The following is a 14,908-nucleotide window of genomic DNA, read 5'->3' as shown; positions in this document are numbered from 1 at the left end:
GCAGCTCGCTCAGGACTTCTGCGCCGGCTCCGTCTGTGGCCCGGCTGCAGCAGCTACCGGGGTCAGGGAGCGGGTGAGTCCACGGGTCACATACCGGGCGCGGTAGCTGTCGAACACGGCGGTCGCGGTGACCACCAGCAGCGCCGACCCGAGCATGTGCAGCCCGACCAGGATGATCGGCAGGCCGGTGAAGTGCTGGACGTAGCCGATGATCCCCTGGGCGATGATCACGGCCATGAGCCACCAGGCCGAGCGCCGCTGGTTCGGAGCGGTGCTGATCCGGTACTGGCGCACCAGCAGCGCGATCGCCGCGAAGCACAGGACATAGACCGGCGCCACGTGCATCCTGGTCACCAGATCGGGGTCGAAGAGATGCCGAGGCGATCCGGGGTCACCGGCATGTGGGCCCGTTCCCGTGACCACGGTGCCCAGGAACACCGAGACCCAGGTCGCGGCAAGGATCACCGGGGCCATCGCGGAGGTGACCGCGTCGGAGGCGCCGTGGCTCATCCGGATTCCGGCCACACCGTCGCGCGGCCCCGACTCCTTGGCCGGATCCGCTGCTGGGTCCGCGGCTGAATCCTGCGCAGCGGCGTCCTGCGCGCTGCGCAGCTCCAGACGGATCCGGTTCAGCAGCATGGTCGCGACCATCACGAGGCCTGCGGAGAGCAGGAAGTGCAGCGCCACGATCCACGGGTTGAGGTTCGTCCACACGGTGATACCGCCGATGACCGCCTGCAGCGGGATCCCGGCGAGGATCACCAGGCTCATCCGGAACAGCGGACGGTGGCTGCGTCGCATCCGCAGCAGCGCGAAGAACATCAGCGCACAGATCAGCACCAGCACGTAGGTGAGCAGGCGGTTGCCGAATTCGATCGCCCCGTGCAGGCCCATCTCCTGGGTCGCGACCCAGGACTCGGGCGTGCAGCGCGGCCACTCCGGACAGCCGAGCCCCGAGGCGGTCAGCCGGACCGCGCCACCGGTCAGGATGATGCCGATATTGCTGATCAGCGTCGCCCAGGCCAGCACCTTGGTGACCCGGGTGATCCGAGTGGGGAGGTTGGTGCGAAAGACTTCGATCGCATTCATCGGGAACTTCATCGCCAGTTGAACCACCTTCGTGCGGCCAGGACGGCCAGCGCGGCCCACCCGGCGAGAATCAGAGCTTCCAGGACAGGGAACGATCCATCGAGTGAGGCGGTGCGCAGTCCTTCACCCAGTGCCGCGGAGGGAAGCAGCAGCAGCAGCGCCCCGGCCCCGTCGTGGTTGAGCGGGAAGACCGAGCCGCCGGCGGCCCCGAGCAGCACCCAGATGACATTGGTCAGCGCCAGCGTCGCCTCGGCGCGCACGGTGCCCGCGAGCAGCAGTCCCAGCGCCGTGAACGCGGTGGCCCCCAGGACGACGACGACGCCCAGCCACAGCAGACCCACCGGGTCGGGGTTCCAGCCCAGGACCAGACCGGCGGTGCCGATCACCACCACCTGGACGGCGACCACCGCCAGCACGGCGATGGCCTTGCCCAGGATCAGGCCCGTGGCCCCCAGCGGTGTCGTCGCCAGGTATGCCAGCACCCCATACTGCCGTTCGAACCCGGTCGCGATGCCTTGACCGGTGAAGGCCGAGGCCATCACGGCCAGCGCCAGCACGCCCGGGGTGATGACGTCGATGCTCGGTGTGGCGGCGGAGGTGATGAGCTCCAGCCGGTGCGCGCCGACGAGGACCAGCAGCGGAAGGATCAGCGAGACGAGCAGCTGCTCGCCGTTGCGCAGCACGTTGCGGGTCTCATAGAGCCCGTGCGAGATGATCCGGCGCATCGCCGGGCGCGGTGCCGGGGCCAGAGGGGCGTGGCTCGTGGTCATGAGACGGAGACCTCCCAGAAGACGTCTTCCAGCGTGCGGGCTTCCATGCGGACCTCCACGGGCATCATGCCGATCAGTTCCCACCAGGCGGCCAGCTCGCGGAGCTGGGTCGGGCCGGTGAGGCTCGGGGTCATCCACGCGGCACCCGGTGCGTTGTCGATGCCGCCGTCGAGCTCGATGCTCACCGGGGCGCTGCCGATCTCAGCACGGGTCAGGGTTCGAGAGGCGGTGAACACCATCCGCCGTGCGGCACCGGTGGCGGTCTCCGAACCGGTCGCACCGGAACCGGTCAGCTCGGCGACGGATCCATGGCGGACCACTTCACCGTCCTTGAGGATGAAGACCGAGTCCGCGAGCTTCTGTGCCTCTTCGAGGAGATGGGTGGTCAGGATGATGCCCATCCCCATCTCGCGGAGCTCCCCGATGAGCTCGAAGACGGTCTGCCGGGACTGCGGATCCAGCCCGGCGGTGGGCTCGTCGAGGAACACCACCTCGGGACGGCCGAGCAGGCTCGCCGCCAGCGCCACCCGCTGCTTCTGTCCGCCGGAGAGGCGTCGGATCGAGGTGCGCAGAAAGTCGCCCATGTCCAGGCGGGAGACCAGGTCTTCCACCGGCCAGGGGTTCTGGTGCAGCGAGGCGACATGCTTCAGCAGCGCGCGGGGCTGAACCGATTGCGGCATGCCGCCGTCCTGGAGCATCACCCCGACCCGGGCGCGGAGTTCGGCGCCCGCGCGGAAGGGATCCTGGCCCAGCAGAGCGACGGTTCCCTGCGACGGATGCAGCAGCCCCTGGGCGCAGCTGAGCGTGGTCGTCTTTCCGGCACCGTTGGGTCCCAACAGGACCGTGACCTCTCCGGATCGCGCGGTGAGGTCCACGCCCCGCAGGATCTCCTTGAGTCCCTGGGGGCTGCGAGCGGAGCCGACGGCATAGCGCACATGGCGCAGGGTCAGACAGGGTGGATGCTGGGGCACTGCACCAGTCTACATTTCTACACCCCGTAGAAGAGCCCCGGGTCAGCAGAGGCGCGATCGGGCAGCTGAAGCGGGCAGCTGCAGCCGTGCAGTGGGGAAGGTCTCCGCCGACTTAGGTCCACCTTGCTGGCGGCTTTGTTCTGAATAGGTCAGAATAGGGTCATGTATTCCACCGCTTCCGAGTCTGCAGCCGCAGATGCTCAGTCACGCGATGTGGATGCGCCTGTCTCCGACGCTCCGGTGCCCGACGCTCCGGGTGAGACGATCCGCGACGCGGAGAGCACGACCCGCCAGCGGGTCTTGCAGCTGGTGGTCGAAGAGGGCCCGATCAGCGCCGCCGCGCTGGGCAGCGAGCTGCAGCTGACCGCTGCCGCTGTGCGTCGCCATCTCGATGCGATGACCGAACAGGGAATCCTCGAGGTCAAGAACATCACCACCCGTCGCCGCGGCGCGGGCCGCCCCTCTCGACGCTATGTCGTCTCTCAGCGCGGCCAGCGCACCATGGGTGACGACTACCTGGGCCTGGTCAAGACCGCGCTGTCGCTGCTGCAGGACACCAGCGCCGGATCCCTCGAGGCGGGCGCCGCCGCCGAGGACGCGTCGACCCAGGAGGCCGCCGCGGGCCTGGCGCGGGAGTACTTCGCCGGCTTCGAGCAGCGCTGGGAGCAGGAGCTCGCTGAGATCGTGGACCTCGACCAGCGCACCGACCGGCTCTCCCAGCTCTTCAACGACGAAGGGTTCGCCGGGTTCACTCGCCTGGTGGGTCGTGACAACCCCCTTCTGGCCATGCAGTCCACGCAGCTGTGCCAGGGTCACTGCCCGATCCGGGAAATAGCCGCGGCCCATCCGGTGTTCTGTGAGGAGGAGACCGATATGATCTCCCGCCTGCTCGACGTCGATGTCAGGCGGCTCTCCACCCAGGCGGCCGGAGCCCACGTCTGCACCACTCATGTGCCGGTAGGTCGCGAGAAGCTCGCCGCTGAGCAGCGGGAACGCGCCGCAGCAAGCGCAGAGGCAGAACTACAGATCAGCGCCGCAGCCGGTGCGACACATCAGTCGCGCAAGGTCAGCGGCGGACGAAGACGAATCGTCATCTCCCCCCGTCAACAAGAGAGGTTGTCATGACCGAGCAGATCCAGCGCGAAAAGGACCAGGGGGTCACCTCCGACATCCTGGAGCGCAACCCCGAGCTCCACGGCATCGGTTCCTACGAATACGGCTGGTCGGACTCCGACACCGCCGGAGCCAACGCCAAGCGTGGCATCGATGAGTCGGTCGTGGAGGACATCTCCTCCAAGAAGAGCGAACCCGAGTGGATGCTCAAGCTGCGCAAGAAGGGCCTGAAGTACTTCGAGCGCAAGCCCATGCCGATGTGGGGCGCAGACCTCTCCGGCATCCACTTCGACAACATCAAGTACTTCGTGCGCTCCACTGAGAAGCAGGCGAAGACCTGGGAAGACCTCCCCGAGGACATCCGCAACACCTATGAGCGGCTCGGAATCCCCGAGGCCGAGCGTGAGCGTCTGGTCTCCGGCGTCGCAGCCCAGTACGAGTCGGAGGTCGTCTACCACCAGATCCGTGAGGATCTGGAGGAGCAGGGCGTCATCTTCATGGACACCGACACCGCGCTGAAGGAGCACCCCGAGTTCTTCGAGGAGTACTTCGGCTCGGTCATCCCGGTCGGCGACAACAAGTTCGCCGCACTGAACACCTCGGTCTGGTCCGGCGGATCATTCGTCTACGTCCCCAAGGGCGTGCACGTGGAGATCCCGCTCCAGGCCTACTTCCGGATCAACACCGAGAACATGGGTCAGTTCGAGCGCACGCTGATCATCGCCGACGAGGACTCCTACGTCCACTACATCGAAGGCTGCACCGCGCCGATCTATGACTCCGACTCCCTGCACTCAGCAGTGGTGGAGATCGTGGTGAAGAAGAACGCCCGGGTGCGTTACACCACCATCCAGAACTGGTCCACCAACGTCTACAACCTGGTGACCAAGCGCGCCGTGGTCGACACCGGCGGCACCATGGAGTGGATCGATGGCAACATCGGCTCCAAGGTCACCATGAAGTACCCGGCCGTCTACCTCACCGGTGAGCACGCCAAGGGTGAGACGCTCTCGGTGGCCTTCGCCGGCGAGGGTCAGCACCAGGACACCGGTTCCAAGATGGTCCACATGGCGCCGAACACCTCCTCGACCATCGTGTCGAAGTCGGTGGCCCGCAACGGCGGCCGCGCCGCCTACCGCGGTCTGGTCCAGATCAACGCGGGAGCGAAGAACTCCGCGAACTCGGTGGTCTGTGACGCCCTGCTGGTGGACACGATCTCCCGGTCGGACACCTACCCCTACATCGATATCCGCGAGGACGATGTCACCCTGGGTCACGAGGCCACGGTCTCCAAGGTCTCCGAGGACCAGCTGTTCTACCTCATGGCCCGCGGGCTCGCCGAGGACGAGGCCATGGCCATGATCGTGCGCGGCTTCATCGAGCCGATCGCCCGTGAGCTGCCCATGGAATACGCCCTGGAGCTCAACCGTCTGATCGAGCTGCAGATGGAAGGCTCGGTGGGCTGACCACCCCCGTCGACGCAGTCCACCCAGCCGCTCGGGGTCACGTACACCGGGCGGCTGGGGCCTGCCGCCCACTGAGCAGCCTCAGTCGAACCGCGCATCAGAAACACGCGTATCAGAAACAAGGGAAGAGAAACACATGACGAATTCCGCGTCCGCCGATCAGGCGGAACAGGTCGCAGGAGTCGAGGTCGGGGAAGCCCGCATCACGATCCCAGGCATGAGCGAGGAGGGCGAGAACCTCGCCACCGCCCATGAAGAGACCGAACACACCCATGGCGGCCTCGGCGAGTCCACCGTCAAGGCCAAGACCGGCGGCTCACGAGCCGACCGCACCACCAGCCTGAACGTGGCTGACTTCGCCGTGCCCACCGGGCGCGAAGAGGAGTGGCGCTTCTCGCCGCTGAAGAAGCTCGGCCGCGTCCTCTCCGACGCCGCCACCCAGACCCCCGTGACGCTGAAGGTGCGCAACCTGGCTGACGGCGTCACCCGCGGTGAGCTCGCGAAGGCCCAGTCCCCGCGCGGCACCGTGTTCTCGGCGGCCGACCGCGCCGCCGTCGTCGGCTACAGCCAGACTGCGCAGGCCGACTACATCTCGGTCGCCGCCGACACCGAGCTCAGCGAGCCGGTGTTCCTCGACATCACCGGTGAGGCCGCCGGGCACCGCGCCAACGGCCACCTCGTGCTCGAGGCTGGAGCCCACTCCAAGGCGGTCTTCGTGATGGAGCACCGCGGCTCCGCCGACGCGAACCTCAACGTGGAGGTCATCGTGCGCGACGGCGCCGACGTCACCGTGGTCTCGCTGCAGCGCTGGGACGACGACGCCGTCCACGTGGGCCAGCAGGATGCTGAAGTCGGCCGCGACGCCAAGTACAAGCACGTCTCGGTCACCCTCGGCGGCGAGGTCGTCCGGATGAACTCCAACGTCCGCTACGCGGCCGAAGGTGCGGAAGCCTCGATGTACGGCCTCTACTTCGCCGACGCCGGGCAGCACCTGGAGCATCGCAGCTTCGTGGACCACAACTCCCCGCGGAACACCTCCAACGTGCTCTACAAGGGTGCGCTGCAGGGCCAGGACGCTCGCACCGTCTGGGTCGGCGATGTGCTGATCCGCAAGGCCGCCGAAGGCACCGACTCCTATGAGAAGAACCAGAACCTGATCCTCTCCGACGGCGCCCGCGCCGACTCGATCCCGAACCTGGAGATCGAGACCGGCCTGATCGAGGGAGCCGGCCACGCCTCCTCGACAGGGCGCTTCGACGAGAACCACCTCTTCTACCTGATGGCTCGCGGCATCCCGGAGAAGGAGGCCCGCCAGCTCGTGGTCCGCGGCTTCCTCAACGAGATCGTCCAGGCCATCGGCGTGGAGTCGATCGAGGAAACCGTCCAGCAGGACCTGGAGAACGAACTGAAGATCGCCGGCTTCTAGAGTCACCCGGCTTCTAGACGCACCGGCCGCAGGGAATCCGCCGGCTGCCGCGGCTCGTTCGCTCCACCACCAGCACTTTCACGAACCAAGCAAAGGACACGCAAAGAATGTCTACTCTCGCGATCAAGGACCTGCACGTCTCCATCGAGACCGAGCAGGGCTCCAAAGAGATCCTCAAGGGCGTCACCCTGACCATCAAGTCCGGTGAGATCCACGCCATCATGGGCCCCAACGGCTCCGGCAAGTCCACGCTGGCCGCCACCATCGCCGGCCACCCCCGCTACAAGGTGACCTCGGGCACCATCATGCTCGACGACGTCGACGTGCTGGAGATGTCCGTGGACGAACGCGCCCGGGCCGGGCTGTTCCTGGCCATGCAGTACCCCGTCGAGGTCCCCGGTGTGACCATGACGAATTTCCTGCGCACCGCGAAGACCGCCATCGACGGCGAGGCTCCGAAGCTGCGCACCTGGGCCAAGGACGTCCGCGGCGCCATGGAGAAGCTCAAGATCGACGCCGACTTCGCCAACCGCAACGTCAACGAAGGCTTCTCCGGCGGTGAGAAGAAGCGCGTGGAGATCCTGCAGATGGAGCTGTTCAGGCCGAAGTTCGCGGTCCTCGACGAGACCGACTCGGGTCTGGACATCGACGCCCTGCGCGTGGTCTCCGACGGCGTGAACCGTGCGCACTCCGAGAACGACATGGGCACGCTGCTGATCACCCACTACACCCGGATCCTGAACTACATCACCCCGCAGTTCGTCCACGTCTTCGTCGACGGCCGAGTCGCCGAGCAGGGTGGACCCGAGCTGGCCGACGAGCTCGAGGCCAACGGCTACGATCGCTTCCTCGCCCCCGCCCAGGCCTGAGCGAATCATGTTGAATCCAGACACCATCAGGGCTGACTTCCCGCTGCTGACCCGCACGGTCCGCGGCGGGAAGCCGCTGGTGTACCTGGACTCCGGGGCCACCGCGCAGAAGCCGCAGCAGGTCATCGACGCCGAGTCTGCGTTCTACGCGCAGACCAACGCCGCGGTGCACCGCGGAGCACACCAGATCGCCGAGGAGGCCACCGAGGCCTACGAGGCCTCCCGCGCCGTGGTGGCGGAGTTCGTCGGCGCCGATGAGGATGAGATCGTCTGGACCAAGAACGCCACCGAGGCGCTGAACCTGGTGGCCTACGGGTTCCTCAACGCCAGTCTCGCCGGCGCAGCCGCTCCCGGCAGCCCTGCCGCCGAGGTGGTGGCATCCGAGGCGCGCCAGCGCTATGCGCTCACCCCCGGCGACGAGATCGTGGTGACCGAGGCGGAGCACCATGCGAACCTGGTGCCCTGGCAGCAGCTGGCGCACAAGACCGGGGCCACCCTGCGATGGATCGGCGTCACGGCCGAAGGACGCCTGGACCCGGAGACCTTCTCGGTGATCGGGGAGCGGACCCGGGTGCTGGCCATCACCCACGCCTCGAATGTGACCGGGGCGATCACCGATGTGGACGCCCTGGTGGCGCGCGCGCGAGCCGTCGGCGCCTATGTGGTGCTCGACGCCTGTCAGACCGCGGCGCACATGCCGGTGGACCTGCACGCGCTCAACGTCGACTTCGCCGCCTTCTCCGCGCACAAGATGGTGGGTCCCACCGGTGTCGGCGCCCTCTACGGCAAGCGCGAGCTGCTCAACGACCTGCCGCCCTTCCTCACCGGAGGCTCGATGGTCGAAGTCGTGACCATGGACTCCACCAGCTTCATGCCCCCGCCGCAGCGCTTCGAGGCCGGCACACAGATGGTGGCTCAGGTCGTCGGGTTCCGTGCCGCGGTCGATTACCTGCGCGAGCTGGGCATGGATCAGGTCGCAGAACATGAGAAACAGATGACCCGGCAGCTGCTTGACGGCATCGCCTCGGTGCCCGGGGTCCGGGTGCTGGGACCGCAGGACGCGACCGACCGGCTCGCCGTCGTGGCCTTCGAGGTGGACTCGGTGCACCCGCACGACGTCGGCCAGGTGCTCGACAACGCCGGGGTGGCCGTGCGTGTGGGTCACCACTGCGCGCAGCCGATCCACCGACGCCTCGGCGTCCACGCCTCCGCTCGGGCCTCGGCCGGGGTCTACACCACCTCCGCGGACATCGAGGCATTCATCGACGGGCTGCACGAGGTCCGCAGGTTCTTCGCGACGCCCTCGCCCACGGGAAGCCTCGACTCCGCAGCGGGAGGTCACTGATGGCCGATGCGATGGAGCAGCTCTATCAACAGGTCATCCTCGACCACGCCCGGGTGCGGCAGGGTGAGGGTGAGCTCACCGAATACGGCGGAGAATCCTTCCAGATCAATCCCACCTGCGGAGATCAGGTCACCCTCCGGGTGCAGCTTGACCCGGCGGGGGAGACGATCCAGGCCCTCGGCTGGACCGGCCAGGGCTGCTCGATCTCCCAGGCCTCGCTCTCGGTCATGCACGAGCTCGTGATCTCGCAGCCGGTCACCCGCGCCGAGGAGCTCGGTGGATACTTCCGTGAGCTGATGGCAGCGCGCGGCAGGGAGCTGGATCCCACGCGCCTGGAGGCGCTGGAGGACGCCTCGGCCTTCACCGGTGTGGCACGCTATCCTGCACGGATCAAGTGTGCTCTGCTGGGATGGATGGCGCTGCGCGACGCACTGGTCCAGGCCCGCGGCAGGGCATAGACCCTTGACTTGCAACGTTGGAACCAGCAGATGATCGAACATAGACCACCGCACGTACGCGCAAGAACGTCGAAGGAAAGGAGAGCGCCATGAGTGACGCTGTCACCGCGGCCCAGACGCCGCTTGAAGATGTCGAGGAAGCCCTCAAGGACGTCATCGACCCCGAGCTCGGAATCAACATCGTGGACCTCGGTCTGCTCTACGGCCTGCACTACGCCGAGGACGGTGCACTGCTCATCGACATGACGTTGACCACCGCCGCCTGCCCGCTCACCGATGTTCTGGAGGAGCAGGTCGGACAGCACGTCGGCTCCCTGGTCGACGAATGGCGGCTCAACTGGGTCTGGATGCCGCCGTGGGGCCCCGAGAAGATCACCGACGATGGTCGCGAGCAGATGCGCGCCCTCGGTTTTAACATATAGATTTGAACTAAAGCCTTGCCAGGTCTTTTCCTGGGAAGAAGCGTGACATAGGCTGGACCGAAGCAGGTGGCATCCATGTCTGTACCCTGAAGCAGGCAGGATGCCGCCTGTGCAAGGGAGTTTATATGTCACGATTGAACAGGTTTCTGGGCCGGGAATCAGAGCTGGAACTCATCGCGGCGGCGGCGGAGGCCGTTCATTCCTCCTCCGACCCGCGATTCATTCTGATCGAAGGCCCTCCAGGTATAGGCAAGACGTCCTTGCTCAATGAGGCCGTGGCTCGACTCTCGGGTTGGTCGCGAGCGAATGTATACCTCGACGTCGCCGATCGGGCGACGCCGGGGTATGCCGCTGTGCGCCTGCTCCACAAGCCGCAGCGCTCCCGCGCGCCCACCGACGGCGAGGGACTCGCGGCGCTGGTCCAGGAGCAGACAGATGGGATCCGCGAACCCGTCGCGCTGGTCATCGAGGACCTGCAGTGGATGGACTCGCTCTCTGCGGCCGTCATCTACCAGACGATCCGTGAGGTCGAGGACGTCCCGATGCTCTCGCTGGTGACCAGCCGCCCCACCACGCGTCCCGACCTGCTGCCTCTGGAGCGCTACACCGCGACAGCCGGTGAGGCGCTGCGCATCGAGCTGGAGCCCTTCAGTCGAGCAGAGGTCCGTGAGCTGCTCCAGCGGGAGACGGGTCTCCCGATCAGCGCCAATGTTGCGGCGCGGGTCCATGACGCCACCGGCGGTTTTCCGTCGTTTGTGAGCTATGTCATCGACACGCTCACCGCCCCGGAGGAGGCGATCACCGCCGCGGCGCTGGACCGTGCGCTGGAGGGACTTGGCCGGGGCGCGGGTCCTGCGGAGTCTCAGCGGCTCCGCATCCGGCAGATCTTCGAGGAGGCTCCTGCCGATGTGCAGCAGGTGCTGGCGCTGCTGGCCCTGTCCCGCTATCCGCTCGCGGACCACGAGATTCGGGAACTGCTCGGTGTCGCATCCGTCGACGTCGAGGCGCTCCGCAATTCCAGCCTCGTCCAGGAGTCGGCGAAGTCCGGCCGATTCTGCCTGCAGCACAGAATCTTCCAGCAGTGCCTGGTCGTCGATCTTCCGCGCGAACAGCGCGTGGACCTGCACATGCGCCTTGCCCGCGTCCACGCGGGCACCTCTGCGGCCCGGCACCAGGCCGAAGCCGCGCTGCTGGATCCCTCGGTGGGAGATCGCCCCGCGATCGTCGCGGCTCTCACCGATGCCGCGCGCGCCGCCAGCCGCGCCGGCGACAATGCCGAGACTCTTGAGCTGAGCCGGCTCGCCTTCGAGGTGGACCGATCCGGCGCCACGCTGGAGGTGCTCTCCTTCGCCGCGATGCGCGCAGGCACCAGGGTCGACATCGACTCGACGATCAGCTGGGCGCACAGTCATGACAACGTCCACCCGGTGCTGCGACGCGGGATCCTCGCGCGCGAGAGCCTGATCCGTGGCGATCTGGAGAGCACACTGGGCTTCCTGGCCGGCGGCGAAGGGCTGGCCGAGGCATCTCCCCAGGCCCTCCTGTGCTATGCCGACACGGTCCTGACCGCGTCGCGCACCGCTGGCCTTCGCGGATCCTACTGGCACCTCTTCCAGGTGGCTGAGCGCACCGTCGAGGTGCTGCAGCTGCTCGAAGCGAAGCTAGAAGCCGACGATCCGGCCGTGCGCACCCGGATGGCGACGCCCGAACAGCTCCTGGCCGAGACCCGCGGGCTGAGGGTCAGTCTGCAGCTCTGGCGGCTGCTCGAAGACATGGACGCCGCCCAGCCCGAGTCGTTCTCCCGGGAGGTCGAGACGCTTCTCGATGAGGTCAGACGTGTTCCTGGCACGGAATCCGCGCAGATGGTGCTGCTGGTGGCGCGAGGCGCGCTGCTGCGCACCGCAGGTCGTCTCACTGAGGCGTATGCCGACCTGATCGCCGCGATCGAGAACTGGCCCGGCCGCAATCGTCGCGCGCTGGCTCAGGCCGAGATACACATCACCTACCTGCTCTTCGAGGCCGGGCTGTGGTCCGAGGCGCAGGACTTTGCGGAATCGGCCGCAGCCGAGGTGCTGGACATCAGTGAAGAAAATGTCGCACCGGTGGCCTTCAACGCCGCTCACCTCGTGCCGGCAGCGCGCGGGCAGCGCGCGGCGCAGAACTGGCCCTTCGACCTGCGCGCGCATGTCCGCCGAATGACCGACACCAGTCTCGGCCGCGCGGGACGAGGGTTCGTCGAGGCCTGGGGGGCCACGTCGGCACAGGACCACGAGCGAGTGGTCAGCAGCGTTCTCGGGCTGCAGGCGGAGCTCAACATCTGGTCCCGCGCACTCACGCCGGCGGTGCTGCTGGGAAGGTCACTGTTCCACAGCGGCAGGGCACAGGCGCTGCCGGCGCTGATCAGCACGATCCGTGCAGACGAGCACTCCTCCACCGCTCAGCGCGAGTATGTGCTGCGGCATCTGCGCGGACTGGCAGCCGTGGGGGCCGGCAAGCACGCGACAGCCTATGAACACCTCAGTGCCGCGATGTCCACGATCTCGGCGATTCCTGCGCTGAAATCGACCCATGTGCCCGGTGATGGCGGTGCGCTCAGCATCTACCGCGGCCTCCTCGCACTGGACCTCGGGCACTGTGTGGCGCTCGGCAGGGATTCTCTGCAGGAAAAGGTCGAGCAGACGTCGGAATGGGTGCTCTGGGCCGGTTCGATGTTCCAGGGATGCGGCGCGGATGGACTCTTCCATCAGGCCGATGAGGTCTTCCAGACGCTGCGCAAGCCGGCGGGAGTCGCGGGGACCACTGAGCGCGCCCGGATGATCGATCTGCCCGAGGGGCTCAGTTCCAAGGCCCGGTTTGCGCTGACCGGGCTGACAAACCGTGAACGGGAGATCGCCCTGATGGTGGGTCAAGGCCTGTCAAACAAGGACGTGGCCGAGGAGCTCGTCCTCTCGGTGCGCACCGTGGAGTACCACGTGGCGAACGCCCTGGGGAAGCTCGCGCTGGAATCTCGCCACGCCCTGCGTCGGATGCTCCAGGATGAGGCCGAAAGCGGCCTGCGCAGCGCCTGAGCCGGTTCGACGCCCCCCCCCTGACCTGGTTGAAGATCTCACCACGGGGTATCACGGGGGTTCCCCCGTAGTCCCTGCGGGGGTTCGCCCATCACTGTGACGCAGGACCCACCTCCCGGCCTAGCGTGGTCAACGCACCGTACAGGCGCCCCTCCGTTCCAGGGGCGTCTGCACGGTGACCACTGACCTTGCACCGGGAAGTTGTCACTTATGGCCTTGCACAATTTTGTGCGCATCTGCCGCCGTCGTTGGGCGTCGATTCTGCTCACTCCGGTGATCGCCGTGCTCTTCGCGGCCGCCATCTACGTCTTGCAGCCGGTCACCTACGAGTCCACGACCAAGATCTATGTCTCTGCCGCGACCGGTGAGAGTCTCGAGGAGCTCCAGCGGGGCAGCACCGTTGTGGGACAACGGGTCAAGAGCTACGCAGACCTGGTCACGACCCCGGCGGTGCTGGATCCCGTGGTCGAGGATCTGCGACTGCCGATGTCGAGCTCACAGCTCGCCGAGAGCATCGACGCAGAGGTGCCCCGCGGCACCTCGCTGCTGGAGATCACCGCGACCGCAGACGAGGCTCAGGCAGCGGCAGACATCGCCAACTCCACGGTGACCAGCCTGCAGACCCTGGTGAACGAGATCGAAGGTCCAGGCGAGGATCCTGGCTCAGACGGTGCAGTCCTCGTCGAACTTTCAGTGGTGCAGGACGCCGTGGCGTCTGCCCATCCACAGGGACCGCGGCTGGAGCTCGTCCTGGGAACAGGCCTAGCGGTCGGGATCCTCCTCGGTCTCGGACTGGCCTTCCTGCGCGAAGCCCGCGACACGTCGGTGCGCACTCCCCGCGACCTCAAGGACCTCACAGCCGCGCCGCTGCTGGGCGTCACCAGGGGCGCGCCGACGGTGACGACTCAGGGGGATCGAACCGACCCGAGGTCCGTGGAGGCGGTGGCGTCCTTCCGGGAGATGCGCATGCGGCTGATGTTCGGCAAGTACCTCGACTCACCGAGCTCCTATGTGATCACCAGTTCGGTGGAGGGGGAGGGTCGCACCACCGTTGCGGTGAACCTGGCCCGATCCCTGGTGGAAGGTGGCCGCCGCACCCTGCTGATCGGAGCGGATTTCGCGAACCCCGACATCGTGCACTGGTTTCGCACCAGCACCTCGGGCGGGGGCCAGCTGACCGACCTCACCCCTGCTGGACTGAACGAGGTGCTGTCCGGGAGCGCCTATTTCGAAGATGTGATCATCACCGATGCGGAACCGGGTCTCGACATCCTGCCCGCCGGCCGGGGAGCGGACCACGGCCTGGAGGCCTGCGCCCTCGATGCCATGGCCACCCTGCTTGAAGGCTGCGCCGAGACCTACGACGTCACCATCATCGATACTCCTGCGCTGCTGAGCCAGTCCGCTGCCGCTCTGCTTGCCCAGATCACGACCGGCGTCATCGTGGTGGCCCGCTACGGAGAGGTCTCGCGGGCGCAGCTGAGCGCCGGGCTCGAACTGCTGACCCGAGCCCGCGCCCGACTCGTCGGAGTGGTGTTCACCGGTGTTCCCCCGCGTGGACCTGACAGCCTCCAGGACCGTCGACCCCCTGGGTCACGCCGGCGACGTCGCGGTGGCGGACGTGGACGTGACGGAGATCCCGGCGACTCCGGACAGGGCCTGAGCGCCCGGGCCTCCGGGCTCTCCTCGGCGCGGCGTCGTCGGCTCCCCGACGGCACGCTGGCGCTCTCCGAGGCTGCCCCGGGCAGTGCGCACATCTTCACCCTCCCGCAGGACAGGACGTGATCTGCGTTCATGGCTTCTCCGACCCCAGATCCCGCCACCGCCTTCCCGGCGGTGAGCCCTGCTCCTGCGCTCCAGACAGGTGATACAGCACCGCATCAGCGCACCGTCACATGCACCATCGATTCA

At 67.1% G+C, this 14,908-nt stretch carries 12 protein-coding genes; 9 read left to right on the top strand and 3 right to left on the bottom strand.

Going from position 1 to position 14,908, the window contains the following annotated elements; genetic code table 11:
• Positions 1-9: 9 nt before the first annotated feature.
• From LTH96_RS06500 to LTH96_RS06490, 3 genes are read right to left on the bottom strand one after another with little or no spacing between them, the layout of a single operon-like run.
• Positions 10-1,089 (bottom strand): heme A synthase, encoded by a 1,080-nt coding sequence (locus tag LTH96_RS06500; RefSeq protein ID WP_241464908.1) that lies wholly within the window; start codon positions 1,087-1,089, stop codon positions 10-12.
• An 8-nt stretch (positions 1,090-1,097) separates the two neighbouring features.
• On the bottom strand, positions 1,098-1,859 hold the full coding sequence (locus tag LTH96_RS06495) for an ABC transporter permease (protein WP_241464907.1): 762 nt from the start codon (positions 1,857-1,859) through the stop codon (positions 1,098-1,100).
• Positions 1,856-2,830 carry an ABC transporter ATP-binding protein gene (locus LTH96_RS06490; protein ID WP_241464906.1) on the bottom strand — a complete coding sequence of 325 codons (975 nt, stop codon included), beginning with the start codon at positions 2,828-2,830 and terminating at the stop codon, positions 1,856-1,858. The genes LTH96_RS06495 and LTH96_RS06490 overlap by 4 nt, the downstream gene beginning before the upstream one ends.
• Before the next feature lie 162 nt (positions 2,831-2,992).
• On the opposite strand from LTH96_RS06490, the gene LTH96_RS06485 reads away from it, so the two are divergent.
• The 9 genes from LTH96_RS06485 to LTH96_RS06445 all read left to right on the top strand — a co-directional run bounded on the left by LTH96_RS06485 (position 2,993) and on the right by LTH96_RS06445 (position 14,782).
• Complete coding sequence (locus LTH96_RS06485; protein WP_241464905.1) at positions 2,993-3,955, top strand: metalloregulator ArsR/SmtB family transcription factor; 963 nt, start codon at positions 2,993-2,995, stop codon at positions 3,953-3,955.
• Positions 3,952-5,409, top strand: coding sequence for a Fe-S cluster assembly protein SufB (gene sufB, locus LTH96_RS06480; protein WP_241464904.1), 1,458 nt, complete (start codon positions 3,952-3,954; stop codon positions 5,407-5,409). The genes LTH96_RS06485 and sufB overlap by 4 nt, the downstream gene beginning before the upstream one ends.
• 136 nt (positions 5,410-5,545) lie before the next feature.
• The gene (gene sufD, locus LTH96_RS06475; protein WP_241464903.1) at positions 5,546-6,835 is read left to right on the top strand and encodes a Fe-S cluster assembly protein SufD; all 1,290 of its coding nucleotides are present in this window, start codon (positions 5,546-5,548) and stop codon (positions 6,833-6,835) included.
• A 107-nt stretch (positions 6,836-6,942) separates the two neighbouring features.
• A complete protein-coding gene (gene sufC, locus LTH96_RS06470; RefSeq protein WP_241464902.1) occupies positions 6,943-7,704 on the top strand; it encodes a Fe-S cluster assembly ATPase SufC in 762 nt (253 codons plus the stop codon).
• Between the two features lie 7 nt (positions 7,705-7,711).
• Positions 7,712-9,049, top strand: coding sequence for a SufS family cysteine desulfurase (locus LTH96_RS06465; protein ID WP_241464901.1), 1,338 nt, complete (start codon positions 7,712-7,714; stop codon positions 9,047-9,049).
• Positions 9,049-9,507, top strand: a complete 459-nt coding sequence (gene sufU, locus LTH96_RS06460) for a Fe-S cluster assembly sulfur transfer protein SufU (RefSeq protein ID WP_241464900.1) — start codon at positions 9,049-9,051, stop codon at positions 9,505-9,507. Before LTH96_RS06465 ends, sufU begins: the two co-directional genes overlap by 1 nt.
• A gap of 89 nt (positions 9,508-9,596) precedes the next feature.
• Positions 9,597-9,929 (top strand): metal-sulfur cluster assembly factor, encoded by a 333-nt coding sequence (locus LTH96_RS06455; RefSeq protein ID WP_036476317.1) that lies wholly within the window; start codon positions 9,597-9,599, stop codon positions 9,927-9,929.
• 125 nt (positions 9,930-10,054) lie between these two features.
• A complete protein-coding gene (locus tag LTH96_RS06450) occupies positions 10,055-12,997 on the top strand; it encodes a LuxR family transcriptional regulator (protein WP_241464899.1) in 2,943 nt (980 codons plus the stop codon).
• A 210-nt stretch (positions 12,998-13,207) separates the two neighbouring features.
• Positions 13,208-14,782, top strand: coding sequence for a polysaccharide biosynthesis tyrosine autokinase (locus LTH96_RS06445; RefSeq protein ID WP_241464898.1), 1,575 nt, complete (start codon positions 13,208-13,210; stop codon positions 14,780-14,782).
• Positions 14,783-14,908: the final 126 nt, after the last annotated feature.

This window comes from Nesterenkonia sp. LB17 (assembly GCF_022565915.1).
Lineage (GTDB): Bacteria > Actinomycetota > Actinomycetes > Actinomycetales > Micrococcaceae > Nesterenkonia.
This window is presented reverse-complemented; position numbering and strand designations above follow the sequence as displayed.